This window comes from Dactylosporangium sp. NPDC005555 (genome assembly GCF_040605635.1).
Classification (GTDB): domain Bacteria; phylum Actinomycetota; class Actinomycetes; order Mycobacteriales; family Micromonosporaceae; genus Dactylosporangium.
The window spans coordinates 45,573-65,222 of record NZ_JBEXDG010000034.1 but is presented as its reverse complement, the minus strand read 5'-3'; the positions used below and the strand labels follow the sequence as shown (position 1 = coordinate 65,222).

The 19,650-nt window shown below is 65.8% G+C and carries 13 protein-coding genes; 12 read left to right on the top strand and 1 reads right to left on the bottom strand.

What is annotated here, in order from left to right:
* Positions 1–5: 5 nt before the first annotated feature.
* Complete coding sequence (locus tag ABZS58_RS31795) at positions 6–3,620, bottom strand: AAA family ATPase (protein WP_354786930.1); 3,615 nt, start codon at positions 3,618–3,620, stop codon at positions 6–8.
* Positions 3,621–3,719: 99 nt separating this feature from the next.
* Between ABZS58_RS31795 and ABZS58_RS31790 the strand changes: the two genes are divergently transcribed.
* From ABZS58_RS31790 to ABZS58_RS31735, 12 genes are all read left to right on the top strand, one after another.
* The gene (locus tag ABZS58_RS31790) at positions 3,720–4,211 is read left to right on the top strand and encodes a hypothetical protein (protein ID WP_354786929.1); all 492 of its coding nucleotides are present in this window, start codon (positions 3,720–3,722) and stop codon (positions 4,209–4,211) included.
* A gap of 450 nt (positions 4,212–4,661) precedes the next feature.
* Entirely contained in the window at positions 4,662–4,847 is a 186-nt protein-coding gene (locus tag ABZS58_RS31785) for a hypothetical protein (RefSeq protein WP_354786928.1), read from the top strand.
* A gap of 250 nt (positions 4,848–5,097) precedes the next feature.
* Entirely contained in the window at positions 5,098–5,982 is an 885-nt protein-coding gene (locus ABZS58_RS31780) for a site-specific integrase (RefSeq protein ID WP_354786927.1), read from the top strand.
* Positions 5,983–6,146: 164 nt separating this feature from the next.
* On the top strand, positions 6,147–6,434 hold the full coding sequence (locus ABZS58_RS31775) for a hypothetical protein (RefSeq protein WP_354786926.1): 288 nt from the start codon (positions 6,147–6,149) through the stop codon (positions 6,432–6,434).
* Position 6,435: 1 nt separating this feature from the next.
* The gene (locus tag ABZS58_RS31770; RefSeq protein ID WP_354786925.1) at positions 6,436–6,720 is read left to right on the top strand and encodes a ribbon-helix-helix domain-containing protein; all 285 of its coding nucleotides are present in this window, start codon (positions 6,436–6,438) and stop codon (positions 6,718–6,720) included.
* A gap of 1,160 nt (positions 6,721–7,880) precedes the next feature.
* Positions 7,881–8,924 carry an FHA domain-containing protein gene (locus tag ABZS58_RS31765; protein ID WP_354786924.1) on the top strand — a complete coding sequence of 348 codons (1,044 nt, stop codon included), beginning with the start codon at positions 7,881–7,883 and terminating at the stop codon, positions 8,922–8,924.
* Positions 8,924–9,595 carry a VWA domain-containing protein gene (locus tag ABZS58_RS31760; RefSeq protein WP_354786923.1) on the top strand — a complete coding sequence of 224 codons (672 nt, stop codon included), beginning with the start codon at positions 8,924–8,926 and terminating at the stop codon, positions 9,593–9,595. Before ABZS58_RS31765 ends, ABZS58_RS31760 begins: the two co-directional genes overlap by 1 nt.
* Positions 9,585–10,907: a hypothetical protein gene (locus ABZS58_RS31755; protein WP_354786922.1), complete on the top strand. Its 1,323-nt coding sequence runs from the start codon at positions 9,585–9,587 to the stop codon at positions 10,905–10,907. Before ABZS58_RS31760 ends, ABZS58_RS31755 begins: the two co-directional genes overlap by 11 nt.
* Positions 10,908–11,023: 116 nt before the next feature.
* On the top strand, positions 11,024–14,110 hold the full coding sequence (locus ABZS58_RS31750; RefSeq protein WP_354786921.1) for an AAA domain-containing protein: 3,087 nt from the start codon (positions 11,024–11,026) through the stop codon (positions 14,108–14,110).
* On the top strand, positions 14,088–15,314 hold the full coding sequence (locus ABZS58_RS31745) for a hypothetical protein (RefSeq protein WP_354786920.1): 1,227 nt from the start codon (positions 14,088–14,090) through the stop codon (positions 15,312–15,314). Before ABZS58_RS31750 ends, ABZS58_RS31745 begins: the two co-directional genes overlap by 23 nt.
* Complete coding sequence (locus ABZS58_RS31740; protein WP_354786919.1) at positions 15,295–17,580, top strand: AAA family ATPase; 2,286 nt, start codon at positions 15,295–15,297, stop codon at positions 17,578–17,580. Before ABZS58_RS31745 ends, ABZS58_RS31740 begins: the two co-directional genes overlap by 20 nt.
* Complete coding sequence (locus ABZS58_RS31735) at positions 17,577–19,640, top strand: hypothetical protein (protein WP_354786918.1); 2,064 nt, start codon at positions 17,577–17,579, stop codon at positions 19,638–19,640. The genes ABZS58_RS31740 and ABZS58_RS31735 overlap by 4 nt, the downstream gene beginning before the upstream one ends.
* The last annotated feature ends 10 nt before the right edge of the window (positions 19,641–19,650 follow it).

The following is a 19,650-nucleotide window of genomic DNA, read 5'->3' as shown; positions in this document are numbered from 1 at the left end:
GCGAGCTACTGCCCGCTCCGCCGAGTGCCGCCCTGGTCGAGCAGGTCAAGAATCGGCCGAAGCCGGCCTGGGCGGGCGGCGACCACGTCCAACGCGCGGACGAGGACTCGGAGTCGGCCGATCAGGCCCGAGGTGGGGCGGTCGGTCAGGTCGCGAGCCTTGGCAAACGCCGCCTCTGCCGGCGTGAGCGGGATGGTGTCGTCGAGCATCCGGCCGCAGATGGCGTAGCCCAGGAAGTCCCACGCCGCGAAGTCGAGACTATCCGCGTCGAGCCGTGCCTTGGCTTCGTCGTACAGCTGGTCGAAACACTTCTGCGATTGGTCCCCAGGACCGTGCTGCCGGGCGACCAGCGCCTGGAGCGCCAGCACAATCAATGACCGGCCCTTCGGACGGTACCGCACGGCGTGTTCGACCTCCCGCGCGACGGCGTCGCCGGAGGCGCCGGACATGATGTGAGCTACGGCGAGTGTCGTGCGCGCCTGCAGCACCGTGGTCGAGTCCTCCAGACCGATGGCGAGGTCGATCGCCTCGGTCGCGACGGCCAGAACGGGCACAACGGCAATCGCACCGACACCCAGCGCGACCTGCAGCAACAGGTCGGCCCGGCCGTCGAAGCACAAGGCGCGCATCGACGGCAGCGCGGCCCCCGCTACCTCGGCCGCGATGATCGCGTCGTTCGCGGCGGCCATTTCACCGATCTCGGCGTGCCACCGGGCGCGTTTGAGACCGATGGTGACGGTGCGGACCGTCAACTCCCGGGCATCGTCGTCGGGAGAGTCGGAATCGGCCGGGATCGACCGCACGCCGAGCGCCGCCTGGGCGAGCTGGAGGGCATCGTCGTACCTGCCCCAGCGCCGATAGCAGTCCGCGAGGCCCGCCGTCGCCGACATCCAGGTCAGCGCATCGCCTGCCGTCTGCGCGGCCGACCGGGCCAGGTCGTAGTAGCCCGCGGCTTGACTGGTATTGCCGTTCTGCCAGTACATCGCGGCCAGGTTGACCTGGATGCGCGTCCGGTTCGCCGCATCGCCGACCGCACCCGCATACTGCAACGCCCGACCGAAGGCCTCGCTGGCCTTCGGGAACCAGCCACGCGACTTGTACAGGTCGCCGAGCTCGTTGAGGTTCTCCATCTCGGCGTAGTCATCGCCGATCGTGCCCCGCACCGCCTCCCGCTGGGCCAGCAGCAGACGCTCACTTCCCCACGCACGCAGCAGATGGCCCAGCTTCTCGATCAACGCATAGGCCAGCTCCCCGTCCGCGGCGCGCAGCAGCGCCTGCAACTCCGCGAAATGCAACATGAGGTCGTCCACTCGCCGCGGGTCCGGTGCGGTCATGTTGGACAGTTCGTCGGCTGCGCGGGCCAGCAGGCGGTCGCGATCAAGATCTTCGAGCATCCAGTCCACGTCCGCCGGCTGGACGTGATAGGACCGGCCGTCCCGGGTACGGCGGATCACCCGGTGCGACAGCAGGTCGTGTAGCGCCCGGTCGATCTGGTCCGCTGTCCATCGGTCCTCCAGCAGCCGGGCGGCGTCGGCGGCGGTGACCGGTGTTGCGTAGGCGGCGAGGGCCGCCACGACCATGCGCGGGATCAGGTCGAGACCGTGCACCAACATGCGGGGCAGACGTTCGCGCACCTCGTCGGAGGGAAGGGACATCAGCGTCGTCGCAAGCGCTCCGGCGGGGCCGTGCCTGGTTAGAGTCGCGGTGGCGTGGAACAGTTCGGCGAGCCTCGGGTTGCCGCTGCACAGCCGGTACAGGTCCACAAGCCGCTCCATCGGCAGCCATCCTGGAGCGCCGGGCTGCTGCGGTACCCCGAGGATCGTCACAAAGTGCTCGTACGGCAGACGGGACAGGTGGATCGGCGGTGGTTCGGTCGGCCACGTCGCGGCGAACGGCGAGATCGGCACGGTCTGCGTGACGAGCACGACGGACACCCGGTGCCCCGGTGTCCTGGCGATCACGTCGAGCGCCTCGTCCAGGTCCAGGTCGAGGAACTCACGGCCGTCCGGGCGCAACAGGCGCTCGGCGGAGTCGATCACGACGATCACCGGTGCGTCGGCAACCGCTTCCAGGGTTGCCTGCAAGCGCGCCGCGAGCGATGATCCGTAGCGGATGGCCGCCGCGGGTTCCCTTCCGCCGGCAATGTCGTCGATCATCTTCCGCACGTCGAAGCGGGCGCCGGCGAGGATCTCGGAGTGCAGGATCCGCGGCATCGTCCGCGCCGTCGCGCCCCGCTCGAATTCCGCGAGGACCGTGTTGACGAGCAGGCTCTTGCCGACGCCAGCCGGGCCGCTGACAATCACGACGCCTCCGGTAGCGCCGCTGAGCCGTGCGCGCAACTCGGCGTGCTCCGCCTCGTGGTTCAGCATGCCGTCGGCAGGGCTTTTCGTCGTCGGCAACGTGGGCGACCGCCCGTAGCCGTCCGAGGGATCGGCCGACCGGATGAACGTCACTTCCAGGTTGTCGTACTTTCTGACCACGTCCAGGTAAGCCTGGGCGGCGGCCGCGCTGAGCTCGTAGCACCACCTGCGGGTGGCGGCCGGATCGCTGCTCTTGAGATCGCGCCCGATGTGCACGAGGCCGACCCCGACCAGTGACAGCAGGCACTGCTCGGTCCATTGGCCACCGAAGCTGCCGTCCGTGGCCATCCGGCCCGACGACTCGTGGATCGCCGCGCTGATCCGTTGGAACGGTCCGGCCGTCGCCGTCGCCGCGCGAGAGTCCGGGTCGACGATCACCTCGATGAGTTCCCGGCACCCGCCTACGGACAGCTGATGCATGTCGATCCAGTCCAGCGCCAGCGCCACAAGCAGGTGCATCGGGTCACGCGCGAGCGGCCCGTCGGTGGCGAAGTGGTCGGCGTCGATGAGCACGTACCGGTCCGGGTCCACCGCCGGCTGCGTGGGCAGGAGAATGTTCCGGCCGCTGAGGTCGCCGTGGGCGTGGCCGACGATCACGTCCTCCAAGAGCCGTCGTGCGGGTGGCCCGGACAGCAGGGTGAACGGATTGACGGCCGGACCGACGTCCGGCGACCGCAATGGTTGCGGTTCGCCACCGATCAGCTCGCCGGTGCGCTCGCCCCACGAGCGCACGGCGTCGATCCGATGTCCGATGATGTCCAGCACGAACTGGCCGACGGTCGGTGACGTGCCGGCGGGGCGGACGCTGCCGAGGTTCCAATCCCGGATGATGGAGTGCATGATCCTTTCGCAATAGACGTGAAACTCTTTGCGATTGAGTGATTTGTTCAATGCCTGGATGGTCAGGAGATTGCCGGTGGCGACCTTGAAGAAGACGCCGCATACCTTCCCGAGGTAGACCGGATTCCTGAACATGGGCGCGATGTGGCGCGTGCGAAAATCGTCGGGCGAGGCGTTCCACGCGTCGGCGAGGCGGTTCGCCCGATCGTCCGAGCTGCAGAACTTCAGCACGAGCCGGTGGGCGGAGTCATCGCCACCGGACCGCGTGACGAGGGCCACGGGACTCGCGCTTCTGCCGTCATCGAACCAGCCACGCGGCACGAGCTCCACGCCGGTGCTGCGCTGCCAGCGCATGAGCTCCTCGACGACGTCCGGATCGAGCCGCTTGGCCCATTGATCGCGGTAATCCTGTCCGCCCATGCGTGCCACCTTGCATCCGGCCGACGTGACACCGACAATCTAAATGCTCCCCGCGATCAACTGAACCGTCCGCCGGTGCAGAAATCGGAAGGGTGATAGATGGCTGACGAGCTGTCCGACGCCGAGAAAGCACGAAAGGATCTCCTCTGGGGGATGTACACCGACCTTCGCGCTCACTCCCGGCACGCTGAAACGCTCCGAGCCAACGTCGTCAATTTCACGGTGGTGATCGCCTCGGCGCTGGTAGCGGTGATCATTAATGACGGCCGAGTCGGCCGCAGCGATCTGGCGTTGTGCGTGGTCATCGTGATCACCGGATTGTCAGGCCTAGCGTTCGCCGCCTCGTACACAGAGCTCCACGAGCGCAACCGGCTCCGCGCGATGCGCATCCGCGAAGCGCTGGACGTCGAGTTCTTTGCCAACGCGCCGGCCACCATCAGCGGACTGCTCAACGAGGCGGATGCGCCCCACGAGGCCAGCTCGCTCTTTAGGCACAGCCGCGGGCTCATTGGCAGCACCCAGCGATTTTGGCTCTTCGTTCCCCTGTTCGCGGTATTGGCGGGTGTGCTCCTTGGCGTCGTCGCACTGTGAGGCCGCGCAACACTCCAGAGCAGTCCGCGGCGCGCCAACTGGCAAGTGACGCGCCTCGCGTTCGACTCGCGGCCGTTACACCTACAACGCGCCGGAGGGAGACGCCAGCAACTTCCGCGGCGCCGACCGGCTCCTGGCCGGCTCCACGATCAGTGCGTCACCCTCGCGACATTGAACCACGGACGCCTTGAGGTGGGCCTCGCCTGAAAGGAAGTATCCACGCCGACGGCCGAGTTACCCGGTCAAACCTTCAAGTGTTGTATCGGTTCCTGATCCATTGTGGACACTCAGTTGAAGAGACGAGTCAGACTCCGTAGGATGAACGCATGGACACCTGTTTTTCGCAGGTGTGCAACGCGTGGGGGTTCAATTCCCCCCTTCGACACCAGTTTGATATGAAATGTCCGGTTCTGAAGTGTCCAAGTGACCGCTTGAACACTCGACCGTGCCATGTACGACGACCAGCGGTGTTCAAGTGAGACATTGACACCGCCGTTCGCGACCAACTGGGCCAATCCGAGCATGGCCGGTGGCGAGATACACAAAGCTATTGAACGGTCGGCTCAACATCAGCGTGCAGCTCACGCATTTTTCCGCGATGTCGACCCTTGGCATTTTGCTATTGCGGTCGCCTGACGGGCGCGCTCGATTGACGTCGCACGCAAACGGCAAGCCCTCATGTCGATGACCTCATGCGATGGCGCCATGACCCGATTCAGTCCCCCAGGTGCACCGAACCCCGGCCCGACAATTCCGGCAAACCCCGATGCCACCGCACGGGGCGCCGGCCGAATCACGCTCAACGTACGGTTCGACCTACCGATCGACGACATCACCATCGTCGTGACCATGACCCCGTCCACCGATCACGTCGCACCCGCCGAACATGGATAGGGCCACTCCGGCACAGCCGCTGCCGACCACTGTCGCCGGATGGATCCCGCTGACCCTGAACACCTGCACTGCCAGCACCGCGACGCTGTACCGGCACTACCTCGAACTGTTCGCCGAGCGCCACGGCAACGACGAACTTTCCAGTATCCGTGCCACCCACATCAGCGACTTCGCAGCCTGGACCCAGACCATCGCGCAACGTCGACGGTCGTCCATCGACGGACGCAGCGCCAAGGAACATGCCATCGCCGCCGTCCGCAAGCTCTTCACCGTCGCCATGCAGAACGACATCGTCATCGGCAACCCCGCCGCTGTCATCACCAAACCCCGACGCCACCCCACCCGGCGCGTTCCGCTGACCAGCGAACAACTCCACGACATCTTCGACGCTGCCGCCGACCACGAGACTCTCCTGCTGCGCTTCCTCCTCGAAACCGCGTGCCGCCGCGAAGGGCTGCTCAACCTCACCCCGAAATCGGTCCGCCCTGAACGCCAGACCGTCATCCTCGACGAGAAGCACACCAAACACCGCGAACAGCCAGTCTCGGCCACGGTGAATGACGCACTCGCCGACCCCAGCTGCCCGTTGTACACCTGGACCCGTCGTCGCCTCGACACGCTCTGGGCCCGCCTCGGGCGCGAAATCGACTGGTTCGCCACGCTCGGCGTCACGACACACTGGTTCCGGCACACCACCATCACCCGCGTCGAACACCGCACCGGCAGCTACGCTCTCGCCGCCGCGTTCGCCGGCCACCACCTCCCGGGTAGCACCGGCACCTACATCAACATCACCGTCGCCGACGTCTGCTGGGCCTTCCAACAGACCGGCTACGGCCACCACCCACTTGCCCAACAATCCCACCGACAGCAATAGCCGCAAGCTCGCCGGTAAGAACAACTACCGGCGGAACACCAACCGAACAAGTCCGCCCTCAACCGCAGCCCCGCATACCGCCAACCGCGGGCCAGCGCGATCCGCCGCTCCGCAGGTGGCTGACCGACGATGCTCTCGGGTACCACCGGCATTAGAATGCCAGGGTGGGTGAGATCGCCTGGCGGATGCCGCAGCCGGGTCAGCGCCCCGAAGCGGTGTTCCGTGACGGGCTGACAGTGGCGGACGTGGCCGAGCTGCTGAGCCAGCCGGAGCAGGTCCAGCACCGCACGCGGGTGACGGAACTGATCATGCAGGTGGTTGCCCCGACGGCCATGAACGTCCTGGTCCAGGTTGTGCTCTACCGTCATGACGACTCGCTCGTGTGGTGGATCCGGGGCGCGCAGGCCGCCCGCCCCGAGGAGACCGAGCAGTGGAAGCAAGGAAGGGGCTGAGATGGCGGCGCCAGATTTCGAGGCGATGAGCCGCGACGAGGTCGCGCACTGGCTGATGGACAACGACTCGGGTGCAGTGACAGCCACCATGCCGGCCGGCCCGACCGGACGATTCGTGCAGGTCGATGAGACCGGCAGCCCCGTCCCGCAGCTCGTGACGGTGAAAATGGCCAGCGACGTAGTGGCGAGGCTCGACGTCGCTGCTGAGCGAGACCGCGAAGGCCGCTCCGGAATCATTCAGCAGGCCGTCGTGGAATGGCTGGAGCGGCACTCGCCCGCCGCATGAGTAGTGACGGTACCTCGCGATCACTCATAGGTCGGGCGTCTCCATTTTCATCCGACGTCCTGTGACCTGCCGCAAGGAAGATGACGGCTGGCCGCGAACGGCTCGACGCCGCCTGTAAGGCTCTGGCTAAACTCGGCGTCGCCCTCGCCGATTTTGGAGCGTGACGCCCGACCAGCGCTGCCGCCGTTCGACGAATACCTCCGGCAGGTGCTCGCCGCGGCCAGCCCCAGCACGCTGCGCGCCTACCGGAATACATGACGACAGCCTGGACGGCCTCGCGCTCCAGCGACGCGTCATTGACAGCGCCCGCAACAGCCGCGACGGTCGCCACACCGGCGAACTGCTCATCGCCGTCGCCGCCGTGCGACAACCAGGCCGTTGCCGACACCCTCATCCAACCCGCGCAGCCCAGCCCGCCGGGTCGGCAAACCCGCCAGCTGCCCAGCACCCGACGGGCACCGACGCCAGCTGAACTGACCGAGGTCAACCTGGTCGCCCCGAACTATCAGCAACGACACCATCCATCCTCAATGCGCCTGCTCCGACTGCGCACCGAAACCGCCTGCAGGCCCGGCGGCTCTGCGGGGTTGCGGCTGCAGGACCTTGACGCCGAACGCGCCGGTCTCCTGCGACTGCGCGAGAAGGGCGGCACGGTCCGGCTGGCAGCCAGCCAGCCTCGACCTCGCCCAGCACGCCGCCGTTTGCGGCGTAGTCCTGCCCACCAAGTGCACTGCTGCGGTACCGCAACGGCCATGCCCTGGCCGGCCGCCGTTGCGACGAGCCGTGGCGCCGCATCGGCGCCCACCTGTCCTGGGTCGCCGCCCAAGGCATCACCGCCCACTACAGTGCGTCCGCATCGCCCGGGCGCGCCGCAACGGGCTGAGGCGGTCGCGGCGTCGGTGAGCTGCTCATCGCCGTGACCAGCTTCGCGGGTCACCGTCTTGATGCTCAGACTGGTGATCCAGCGACACGATGCTACCTTTTCGATCAATCGGACCGACGCCTGAATGCTTACATCGGATGGGGCACTGTCGTAGGATCACTCGGCTCAGACACTGCGGAAGCCGGCCCCCATCCAGCCAGTCCGGCCGGGCGTAAAGTCCGTACCTGACTAGCGGCCGAGATACGGAAGGACAAGGACGTAAATGCGATCACCGACGGTGATCATCGACCTTTCACCCATCGTCCGCGACCAGAATCTCAACGACTGGGGCCTCGTCGAGAAGGTCGTTCGCGCCTGGCGAGCTCAGCGCGACGCCAACGCGATCTGCTACGGGGTCGCCGACAACAGCCTCTGGTACCTCCTCGACGAACCGGGCAGGCGGGCCCTGAGCGACTGGAAGAAGCGTGGAATGGCCCGCTCCGTACCGGACGCCGACGCCGATGTCATCGAGCTGGCCGAGCAGCATTCCGGTGCGGTTGTCGTCACCAGGGACCTCTACCGGGCGGAGCGGCGCGAACATCCGTGGCTTCAGGGCTCCGACAGATTCTTCAGCCCGGTATACGCGAACGGGAATGTCGCCTTCAAGCAACTGGACATGACGCCGATCAACGAGTCGGAGGTGTCCATGCGAGTCGAGGCCCGTGACCTCAAACCGCGAGGCCTGACATCGCCCGAAACGAAGCAGATCCTGGACAGCGAGTGGGCCTGCAGCAACCCGCAGTGCGTCTGGGGCGGGCTTCCCGTCATCGATAAGGACCCCTGCTACCGCGACGGCCACGTGCTGTGCCCCGAGTGCGGCGAGTCGGCCAACCGCGTCGGTGCGATGAGCAACACCCGACAGGTCGTCGTCTTCCTCGACACCGGGGAGATCGATCGCTTTCCCGTTCCTGAAGGCAGGACGATCGTTGTCGGGCGCACGAGAGGCGCAAACCGGTACGACATACGTGACGTCCTGGAGACCGCGAAAGCCGCCCTCGTCAGCCGCGACCACCTCGCGGTGTCGAATGTCAGCGGCAGCATATTCGTCGAGGATCTCGGGTCAAAGAACGGCACCAAATTCAGTCACGACGGAACCACGAATGCGCTTGAGCCAAATGTGCGGCAGCGAGTTTTTCAGGGCGCCCGCATCAGCATCGCGAAGGGTGCGCTCCAGATTCGGCAGTCCGGGCGCAAGCGGGTTCGCGCTCGCTGGGATCCTGATCTTGCGATGCCACCGTGGGCAAGCCCGGGCAGAGAACACGTTGAGAGTAAGGAACGCTGATGTCGCTCCTCGACAACCTCACACCCGCCGCAGCAAGGACGCTTCCAGTCGTCCTACTGCTGGACACGAGTGGCAGCATGCGGGAAAATAACAAGATCGAAGTCCTCAACGACGCCGTCACGGAAATGATCGACGAGCTCGCGGAAGCTGACGGCGGCCATGGCTGCATCACTCTCAGCATCGTGACCTTCGGCGGTAGCGGCGCCCAGGCGATCGTCGAACATACGCCGGTGGGCGAGGTCGAGTTCAGCTCACTCACCGCTCGCGGCAAGACGCCGCTTGGTGATGGCTTCCGGCTCGCCCGGGCGATCATCGAAGACAAGGAAGCTCTGCCCTCGCGGGCTTACCGGCCCACCATCGCCCTCGTCTCGGACGGAATCCCTACCGACAGGAACTGGGAGGAGGAACTCGACGCACTCCTGGCAAGCGAACGTGGTCAGAAATGCACCAAGTTCGCACTGGCGATCGGAGCCGACGCGGATCGGGACATGCTGGCCCGCTTCAGCGGCAGCCAGCCCCACACGGCGGACCGCGCCGGCGAGATCCGCAGATTCCTCCAGTTCGTCACGAACACTGTCACCAGCGTCACTCTGAGTGATCTCGGCTCGGTGCAGGACGACGCTGACTCCGCCTCATCAATCGTGCGACTCCAGGGCGACGATGCGTTCTGACGCCACGCTCGTCACCGACGACGCCGGGGTCAACTTCACTCTCGGACCTCCGATCGCCAAAGGCGGGCAGGGAACGGTCTACCGGGTCGAGGGTTATCCGGAAGTGGCCATCAAGCTGCTCGCAAGACCGGAGGACCTCGAACGGATCAAAAGCGTTCGCCGGTTGCCGCTGGACAGCCTTCCCGTGGCCGCACCCGTAACGCTGATCCAGGGCCGCCGCACGGGGTACACAATGCGCCTCGCCAGCGACATGCAACCCCTGCGGGAGCCGTACCTTCCAAACGAGTTCGGCCACCGCGAGACGAACGCGCGGTGGTACTCGGAAACAGGCGGCCTCCGGCGTCGGCTGGCGGTCGCGGCCAACACCGCCGATGTGATCGCCAAGCTCCACGGTCTTGGCCTGACCTACGTCGACCTCAACCCCAACAACGTCATGGTCTCCGACGACCTCACCCGGGACGTGACGTGGTTGATCGACTGCGACAACCTCACGTCCATGTCCAGGCCGAGATGGGATGTTCTCGGCTTCCGCGGATACGCTGCGCCCGAACGCAAGCGCAAGGCGCCACCGTCCACGCTCGCCGACGCCTACATCCTCGGGGTGCATGTCTTCCGCATGCTCGTTCTGCGGCACCCCCTTGAGGGCGTTCTGGCCGACGCGCTCGACGGCAACGAGGCACGTGAACGGATGGACCGCGGCGAACTGCCTTACGTCGCAGACCGCGACGATGACTCCAACAGGCTGACGCGCGGAACATTCTCGTGGGGCACCTTCAACCTCGTACTCAGCAAGCAAATGCAGAAACTGTGCCATCAAACCTTCTCTGAGGGGCGCCTCGACCCGACGAAGCGCCCCGGCTCCGCACGCTGGCGCGATGTCCTGTTCGCCGCTCTGAACAATGTCATCGACTGCCCAGCGTCCTGCGGCTGGTCGTATTTTCGGACCCTCAAAGGATGTCCGAGCTGCGGGGCCCCCACCGGTGCGGTGACCCTGCTGTCCGTTTACGGCGGCGACTTCGAGCAGCCGCTCTCCGAACGCGACACGCTCGTCGTTTCACAAGGCACCGTCACCGCTGTCCTTCCGCGGCACCTCTGGGGCCGGTTCGACGAGCACAACGCCGTCGTCACCCTCCAGCCGACAAGTCGAGGGCTTGACGTCAAGCCTCAGCACGATGTCACGCTAACCGACAAGTCCGGCAGGGTCGCTCAGGGCGTGCGCCTGCCTGAGCCCGGACGCGTCACGCGGCTCAAGCTGGAAGCACCTGGCCGGCCAGCGCGGATGCTGGCGCTCCGGACGATGGCCGCGTCGTGAATCTCCACGGCTTCCCCTGCAGCGCGGATCGCATCATTCGGCTCCACTCGCGAGACAGCGTCGGCGGTGCCGCCGGCCAGCGGGTTCGCTTGTCCTTCTCCGGCCCGGGAGTCCTGTTGACAGCAGACGGGAACTCATGGATTTGCGATCCGCCCGAGCAGAACGACCTGGAGTGGCTGCAGACTGTGGCATCCGCGGGTGCGTACGTCGTCGAGCTGCTCCGACCAGGCACGGACGTGGTCCTGCGAGTCCTCACCTTCGACGGCGTCCAACACTGGGCCGAGCCACGGGACATCGGGGTCGACGACCTGACCGTCGAGGCGGCATCGACGATCAACCCATCGCTCAGCGGGAAGCGCTCCATTGACGTCATCAGCTGGCTCACGGAGACGATGTGCCTCGATGGCCCCGAGCCGTTGGCCGTGGTGGTAGCGACCTCCGGAACCCGCGACGACACGAACGAAGCATTCCGTCTTGTCGGTGCCGGGTTCGCGTTGGATGTCAAACGCCTTGATGACCGGCTCGTCGCGTCTCGAATTGTTCGCGACCGGCCACCCGACGAGCGCCGGCTCCTCCTCGTCCGAGGGGCTGTCCGCTTCACAGATGTCTCGCGCTCAGCGCCTCTCTCGGTGGCCCAGCAGCAGGAGTTGCGCCAGCTCGCAGAGGAGAACAACGCCTACCTGGCGATCTGGGACGAGTACAACCAACTCGAACGGGACGCGGCTGCGGCCGCCGCACGGGATATCGGCTGGGCGCCATATGACCGTGTAGCCCGTCGCGCCGACGGATCCTGGGAATTCGAGTTGCGTGTGCATCAGCGCTCGGACGCCCTGCGTGATCGGATCGGCTCCGAGACCGTCGGGCTCGAAGCCGGTGCCAAGGTCGCCTTCGACGAGACCGTCGACGCCGGAGCCCGATCCGCGGCGAAAGTGATCATCGGTCTGGGCCGCGTCACGCCGCAGGGGACGATCGTCATATCCCCATCCGCGGACGACGGCCACGCCGAACTTCCCCAGAGCGGGCACGTGGCAGGCGCCTTCACACTTGACAAGGTCCGGATCGAACGCCGGAACAGGGCCCGGGAGGCAATAGCCGGAGCCGCGACCGTGCCTGTACGCCAGCTGGCGACGGTCCTTGGCGACAAGCCCCCCATCCCGGTCGGCCGTCGTCGCCTGCACCCGCCAATGTCCGCACGGGTTCGAGAGATCCTCGGCGGCCAGCCAACTACCGCACAACTACAAGCCATCGACGTGGCAATCAACTCGCAGGACCTCGCCCTGATCCAGGGCCCTCCTGGCACGGGCAAGACCCGCGTCATCGCCGCCATCCAAGCGAGACTCGCGGAGATCAACCGCGGCGAGTCCGCCCTCGCTCGCCGAGTCCTGCTCACGAGCTACCAGCACGACGCGGTCGCGAACCTCGTCCAAGCCGCGGACGACGGGACCCTCCCTCCGGTAAAACTTGGTCGCCACGACGGCCGAGAGGACCAGTCGCACCTCACTGCGTGGACACACGACCTCATCCAACGGCTCGAGCGCAGACATACCGCGTCCCATGCCAGCGAGCTACTTCGTTCCCAGCGCCAGCTCACGGACCGGACCGACTACTACCTCAATGTCAACCCGAACGTCACGGAGACCGTCGAACTTCTCAGCTGGATCGAAAGACATGTCGATCTTGTGGGCGCTGGAGTCGCTGTCGATGCCCGCAGAGCGGCACGGCGACTTTCCTACGAGCTTGATGCGGCTGGCGCACGCATGAACCAGGAGCGGATCCTTGTCCTCGCCAGGAGACTTCGGACCACCGCCGCCGGGCACGAGGATGATGGTCCAGACACTGCTCATGCCGCCTTCAAGACGGAATCGTTCTACAGCATCCTCGACGGCGAGCAACGCAGGAGCCTCGAGGCCACCGCGCGCGGGAACCTCGACGTCGATGCCGCAACCAAGTCCATGGCAGCCATCCGCGACAGCGTCATTGACCGAGTGCTGGACAGTCGCGCCCGGGCCGGCTTCGTCTCGCGCTTCCCCGAGGTGGACGCGATCCTTCAGCGCGCCCGAATCGAAGCGCAACGGCAGGTCGACCTGCAGGTCACCTCGATCGATCGGATCGTTGCCGGGTTCCGAGACGTCGTTGAGCGGCAACCTGCCGCCGTCCAGGGCTCGATCATGGCCCACACGCGTGCGCTCGCTGCAACCTGCCAGCAGTCCGTCTCTGGCTCTATGCGCGACGTGCAGTCAGTCCCCTTTGACACGGTCATCGTCGATGAGGCAGCACGCGCTAACCCCCTCGACCTCATGATCCCACTCGCCCTCGCCAGTGGCCGTGCGATTCTCGTCGGCGACCATCGTCAGCTGCCGCAACTGCTGGACGAGACGATCGAGCCGAAGATCTCAGCCCGTCATGACTCCGCCGTCGTCAGGAGCGTACTGAGCAGGTCGTTGTTCGAGCGCCTGTTCACCAAGCTGCAGGAGGCAGAACGCCGGGACGGGCAGAAGCGAGTCATAACGCTCGACCGTCAGTACCGCATGCACCCGGTGCTCGGCACGTTCATCAACCGGCAGTTCTACGCCCCGCACGGCGAGCACGTCACGAACGGATTCTCCGACGAGGCACGGTTCGCGCACGGACTCTCGAAGTATTCGGGTGCGGCGTGCGGATGGCTCGACGTGCCACCGGAGTCAGGCTCCGAGATCCGTTCACGAAGCAGCTTCAGCCGACCCGCCGAGGCGGCCGTCATCGTAAGGGAGCTCAAGGAGGCGCTCGAAGAGAGCGCCAACCTCAGCTTCGGCGTCGTGACGTTCTACAAGGGGCAGGAGGCCGCGATCTGGCGGGAGATGCGCGAAGCCGGCCTCGCGGGCAAGGACGACACCTTGAACTCGTCGCACCCAGCGCTGTGGTCCTCACGCGGACTGCCACGTGTCAGGATCGGGACCGTCGACGCGTTCCAGGGGCGCGAGTTCGATGTCGTCTACCTCTCCACGACGCGGTCCAGGCGAACCGGGTCGCGGCAGAGACCGCAATTCGGCTTCCTCGTCCTGCCGAACCGTCTTTGCGTCGCCATGAGCCGCCAGCGCAGGCTTCTCGTCGCCGTTGGCGATGCCGGCATGTACAGCGCCGACGCTGCGCGTGAGGCGGTACCCGCACTCCACTCGTTCTTCAAACTGACGGGGGGCGAGCATGGCTTCCGTCGACCTGCGTGAAATGCCTGTCTACGCACTGTCCGAACGCTCTCGTTCGGGACGCTCGACGCGGCATACGGTCCTCACCCCCGCAGCCCGCTGGCGCGTCGTCGTCGAGCAGCTCACACCGATCCCCGGCGATATCCTGCTCGAAACCGTGATCCAGCTTCGCATGGCGGGCGAGACGTCCAACGAACGGATCAGCGACTTGCTGCAGATCCCTGTCGACCTCGTCCGGCATCTGCAGGCCCGGATCCTCACCGACAGACTCGAGCGCTCGGCAGGCGGACAGGTTCGTACCGGAAAGTCATCCGTCACCTGGGTCTATCGGGATCTGGCGACCGGTGAACTCTGGCCGGAACCCGCGACTGACGCACCGCAGATGAATGTGCGTTATGAGCGAAAGTTCGTGGGGACCCACGTGGCTGGAACCGCGGGCCGCCCAGTGTTGATTCACTGCTTGGTGCTCGACACCGAGGCATCCGAGCCGAGAGAGCCAACCAGCATCGACCTCGCGCGCTTCAGCAGTGCCTCCAAGGACCCCAACCGACGAACGGTGCTCGTGAGCGACGCGGAGCGATGCCTGGTCATGAGCCCTTTGTTGCGTACAACCTCCGACGTCGCTGTGATGACGTCGCTCGGTACCCCACATGTCGGACTCACCCAGGCGCTGAGCAGGTTTTGCGCCCAGAACCAGCAGGCTCGGCGCTGGCTGCAGAACGTCCCGGCGACGGACCAGCCGGGACGTCAGCGACGAACACCGCTGGCGGCAGCCATTGATGAACTTCATGAAGCACTCGCGGATTGGCGCATCAGTCGCCCCGACAGGGACCACCTGATCAGCCGCGCAGAGTTCGCGTTACGCCGAGCCTGCGACCAGCGCTGGTACACCGCGCACCGCGACTCGTTCGAGGCCTCGGCCGATGAGGCGGGAAAGGCTCGATTGATCGAGAAGCTAGGCCTGTCCAGCGAAGATGCGAACGCCCTCATCCGCGCCGAAATCGGCAGCGTCGAGGAGGTGGTCCTCAAGCTTGTCAGCGAACCAGCCTTCATTGAGATCGACGCAGAGTGGCTCCGCGCCCTCGCGGACGTCACCGCTCGTTGGGTGCAGGCCGCTCGACACAGCGTTCAAGTCTCCCTCGAACAGCTTGCCCAAGACGTCATCGACCTTTGCGCGCAACTGCAGAACAGCCAGGAGGTAGCCGGTGTCGGCCAAACAGAGTAGGAACCGCACAGGCGACGAAAAGGCGAAACTCGACAACATCGAGCACGGCCTCGCCGCCGCCGAGGCGCCGCCTGCCGACCTGCTGGCCGAGGCTGAGCAGATCGCGCGGAACGACGAGGCACTCAACGCGACACAGCTTCGAAACGTGTGGCTCAACGTCAGGAACCATGAGGATGCGTGGAAGAAGGCGCGCGCCCGCGCGGAGGCTGCACAGAAGGCAGCCGACGAGGAACGCGCCGGGCTCGCCGAACGGGCGCGGGCGTTGGCCGAGCGTGAAGAACTCGCTGCCGCCATGGACGCACAACTCGCTCAGCAGGAGGCAGACCTCGAAAAAGCTCGCCTCTCCGCACGGGAAGGCTTTGCCGAGGAGAACCGTGACGCGCTGGACAACCTCAGAAGGAAGCACGCCGACCTGCTGGAGCAGATGTCGGCGCTCGAGGAACGGGCCAGCACCGAAGCTCAGAAGATCCTTGCGGAAGCGCGAACTCAGGCACGCCAGATTGGTGAAGAGGCGCAGACCACGCTCCATGACCAAGTCGATGCCCTGTCGAAAGAACGCACTGACCTGTACTCCAGGGAGCGCACACTCGCCGAGCGCGAGGCAAGACTGGAGGCTGACCTGGACCTGACCGAAGCGAAGCAATCAATGCTGACCCAGCAGCTTGAGAGCCGGATCGGCATGGCGGTAATGGCCGTTCAGGAGAAACTCGAAATCGCCCAGGCCACCTATGAACTTGAACGCGGCCGACGTGAATCTCTCGAGCGTGACCGCGCCGAGCTTCGGACGATACTCGCCCGTTACGGCGGCGACCCACGAACCGCAAACGCACGCATCGACGAACTCGCCGAACATAATCAGAGGCTGCTCGACGAACTCTCCCGCCGCCCACCAGCCAGCGAGATCGACGAACTGCGCTCACGCGCCGCCCGCACCGAGGAAGCGCAGGTGGAGGCGGAAGCGCTCAGGCGAGAGCGCGACCAACTCGACCGGCAGCTGCGCTACCAGCTCATCAACGTCGGAGAACTTGAAGTCTTGAGGGATCAGCGGGACGCGCTCACCGCTCAGAACGAGACGTTACGGCAGTCGATCAAGCAACAGCGCACGGAGTGGGAGGAACTGCAGACAAAGGTCGGCTCCGATGATCCGTTCCCCGCATGCTCCGCATTCGACCGCGACCCGGATCTTCAAGATGGGCGTCCCCTGCGCCGACCGGACTCCCTGGCGGAGCTCGCAGAGGATCTCCGGCACGAGATGGCGGCTGCGGCTGACTTCTACTTCACCGAGTCCGACGTCCGCCTGTTCCTCGCCGGTCTGGCATCGAACAGGCTTCACCTGCTGCAGGGAATCTCCGGGACCGGGAAGACGAGCCTGCCGCGGGAATTCTTCAAGGTGCTGGGCGGCGGCGACGCCGTCGAAATCGTGGAGGTTCAGGCCGGCTGGCGGGACAAGGACGACCTCTTCGGGTACTACAACGCCTTCGAGAAGCGCTTCGCGGAGAGCGAGTTCACCAAGGCGCTCTACCGGGCGCTCCTCCCAGCCAACGCCGACCGCCCAATGGTGATAGTCCTCGACGAGATGAACCTCGCGCATCCCGAGCAGTACTTCGGAACGATGCTCTCGGTCCTCGAGAACTCGGTCAATCGATCGGGATCCCTTGATCTCCTGACGAGCCCGCTGGACCACTTGCCTCGTGAGTTCGACGGCAATCGACTCCCCCTGCCGCCAAACGTCTGGTTCATCGGTACGGCCAACCACGACGAGACGACGGTGGCGTTCGCCGACAAGACCTACGACCGGGCACACGTGCAGGAACTGCCCTCGCGCCATCAGCCCTTCCAGTGCTCGCACCGAACCGAGGCCGGCCCAGTCTCCTTCGCCGAACTCGTCGACCTCTTCAACGAGGCCGTCGACACTCACAAGGTCGAGGTGGACAGGGCGAAGACCCTGCTGGACGGCAGTCTCCGCAGCTTCTTTTCAGACTTCGGAGTCGGGTGGGGCAACCGGCTCGAACGGCAGCTCGACCGCTTCCTTCCCGTCGTCGTCGCCTCCGGCGGCACGCCTGCTGAGGCGCTCGACCACGTCGTCGCTACCAAACTGGTGAGGAAACTGGAGGATCGATTCGGCGTCCAGCCGGACAGGCTCGACACCCTCGCAGATCGCATAGACCAAGAGTGGCGGCGCTTCGATCCGGTCAACTCGCCGACCAAGACGATTGACAAGGTCCGAAAGGAAGCGGAACGGCTTCGAGGCGGATTCGGCTCATGACAGGTGCCGTCGACCGCGTGTCAGGCGCTGCGGGTCCGCCCGGCGAAGGGTGGACAGGGAGGTGGTACGACGCCGGCCACCATGTCCTCGACACCACGCCGGCGGCGGCCGGTGCCCGCAGCCGTGACGACATCACCTCCGACGACCTCGACGCGCTCGCGACGCTTGAGAATGCGTTGACGGACGCCCGTGCGTCAGGCACATGGACCGCATCGGCGATGTGCCGGCTACTTGCGGGCCATGACGACGACACCCTCCGACTGCAGCCACGAGAGCAGGTGCTGAGGCAGCACATCGGCTCGATCGCGCGCGTATGCAGTCGATTCGTCACGCGTCTTGGCGAACGGGCGGAACTCTTGCCCGTCGCACGCGTCAAACGTCCCGCTCGCCGGGCGATCGATCGCTTGGCGGGGCACACCGAGGACTGGGCTGCTCGCACCCTGGCCGGCCCGATCCCCCGCCGCGCATTGGCTGTCACTCGGATCGAAGACGCCGACCTGTACGAGAACCGAATGGTCGTGGAACTGATTCACCCGATCCTCGATGGCGACCTCCGCAACCGGATCAACCTTCTCCGCCGTCTGAGGCAGGACCTCGCAGACCTCGAACGCGCTCGGCACGAAGGCACGCGCCTGCGGCTGGAGCGCCTCTACAGGTTCTGGGGCGCCGAGGCGACCAACGCGAGTCACGCCAGCGGGCAGGCCGCACAGACGTTGCGTGCGCTGGAGGAGTTGCTCACCCGCGTCCAGGCCCTATGTGGCAGCGAACTCGCAACCCTCCTCCGCGGGCGGCGTACCGGGCATCGCGCGTTGCGGCGCACCAATGTCACCGACAACGACCGGCACTACCACGCGGCGGGGATCGTGTGGCGAGAGTACGAGCGGCCAGAGACCAACCGCGAGTCGAACGACACCCGACGAGAACGGCTTGGCGCCCGTCACCGCCTTTTCGACGACTACGTGATGGGCCTCATCGCACGATCACTCCACGACCTCGCCTGCAACCCAAGAGCCGACCAGGCACCCAGCCCCGGTCGGCCCACCACCCTCGACGGACCGTGGGGGCAGGTGACCGTCCACCGAGAGCACACGGGCGTCACGATTGTCGAGTCTGCCGGTGTCCAGACGAGGTTCGTTCCCCTACTCGACCTCATCTCCCCCGACGCAGATGAAGCGGAAATCCGGGAACGATGGCAGAGCTTGCCGAGCACCAGCGCGGATTCCACAGTTGTTGTTTACCTTGCGTCATCGGAGCACCTACGTCAGCAGGTATCTGACCTTTCGCTTCCCGTCCTTTCCAGTGGCCCTGACGGTCAGAACCGTCGCGCGACGCTCGTCGGCGTGCCAGTTTCGCCGCTGGAGACCACAAGCCTTGAGCGTGTGGCACGAGCCGTCTCGATCGCCGCTCTGCAGCCGGCCCTTGGTTCCTATCCACCTGAAATCCGATCGCCCCACGGAGGGCTCCCCCGCCGCTTAATCGACCACATCGAGACGTCCAAGCTGGCCGAAGCCAATCTGCCGTCACTCTTCCATCGTCCAGGCCTCGATGACATCAGATTGCGCCGCCCCCTCTCGGCTGTCGAACGAGCGAGACTGGACGGCGTCCTCGACGCGCTCTCGCGGCGCACGAGGGCTCCGGGTTGGGTGCGGGACGTCGCAGGAGAGATCGCGCAGCTTCGTAAAGCATTTGAGACGGCGGAGGCGCAATTGCGACTCGTGCTGCGCTGCCCTGTTTGCGGCACAGTGGCGGGCCCAGAACAGGTAACTCGATCAGCAGACGTCTTCTCGCTCACGTGCCGATCCTGCAATCTCAGATGGGGGCACGAGAGGTGCGGCAGGTGCCAGCAGCGGATTCCGATCCTTGAGCCCACCCGCGACGTGCCGAATCCAGAAGTCACCGGCATCGGTTGGGTCGAGCGCATCTTCGGGCGGGATGCCCTCGCGTCCCCCTGCTGGGCTCGAACCGTACCAAACCGATACGTCTGTGCGTCCTGCGGCGAATGCCCGGTCCGCACTCGGCCAGAAGGCGAGGCGTGTATCCGGTGCATTGGGCGCCGATAAGTTTCCGTCG

Excerpts from the sequence above, each read along its gene's own strand:
- ABZS58_RS31770 (WP_354786925.1), top strand. The coding sequence starts at position 6,436 with ATGGCGGCGCCAGATTTCGAGGCGATGAGCCGCGACGAGGTCGCGCAC.
- ABZS58_RS31735 (WP_354786918.1), top strand. The coding sequence starts at position 17,577 with ATGACAGGTGCCGTCGACCGCGTGTCAGGCGCTGCGGGTCCGCCCGGC.
- ABZS58_RS31780 (WP_354786927.1), top strand. The coding sequence starts at position 5,098 with ATGGATAGGGCCACTCCGGCACAGCCGCTGCCGACCACTGTCGCCGGA.
- ABZS58_RS31760 (WP_354786923.1), top strand. The coding sequence starts at position 8,924 with ATGTCGCTCCTCGACAACCTCACACCCGCCGCAGCAAGGACGCTTCCA.
- ABZS58_RS31795 (WP_354786930.1), bottom strand. The coding sequence starts at position 3,620 with ATGGGCGGACAGGATTACCGCGATCAATGGGCCAAGCGGCTCGATCCG.
- ABZS58_RS31745 (WP_354786920.1), top strand. The coding sequence starts at position 14,088 with ATGGCTTCCGTCGACCTGCGTGAAATGCCTGTCTACGCACTGTCCGAA.
- ABZS58_RS31790 (WP_354786929.1), top strand. The coding sequence starts at position 3,720 with ATGGCTGACGAGCTGTCCGACGCCGAGAAAGCACGAAAGGATCTCCTC.
- ABZS58_RS31785 (WP_354786928.1), top strand. The coding sequence starts at position 4,662 with ATGTACGACGACCAGCGGTGTTCAAGTGAGACATTGACACCGCCGTTC.
- ABZS58_RS31755 (WP_354786922.1), top strand. The coding sequence starts at position 9,585 with ATGCGTTCTGACGCCACGCTCGTCACCGACGACGCCGGGGTCAACTTC.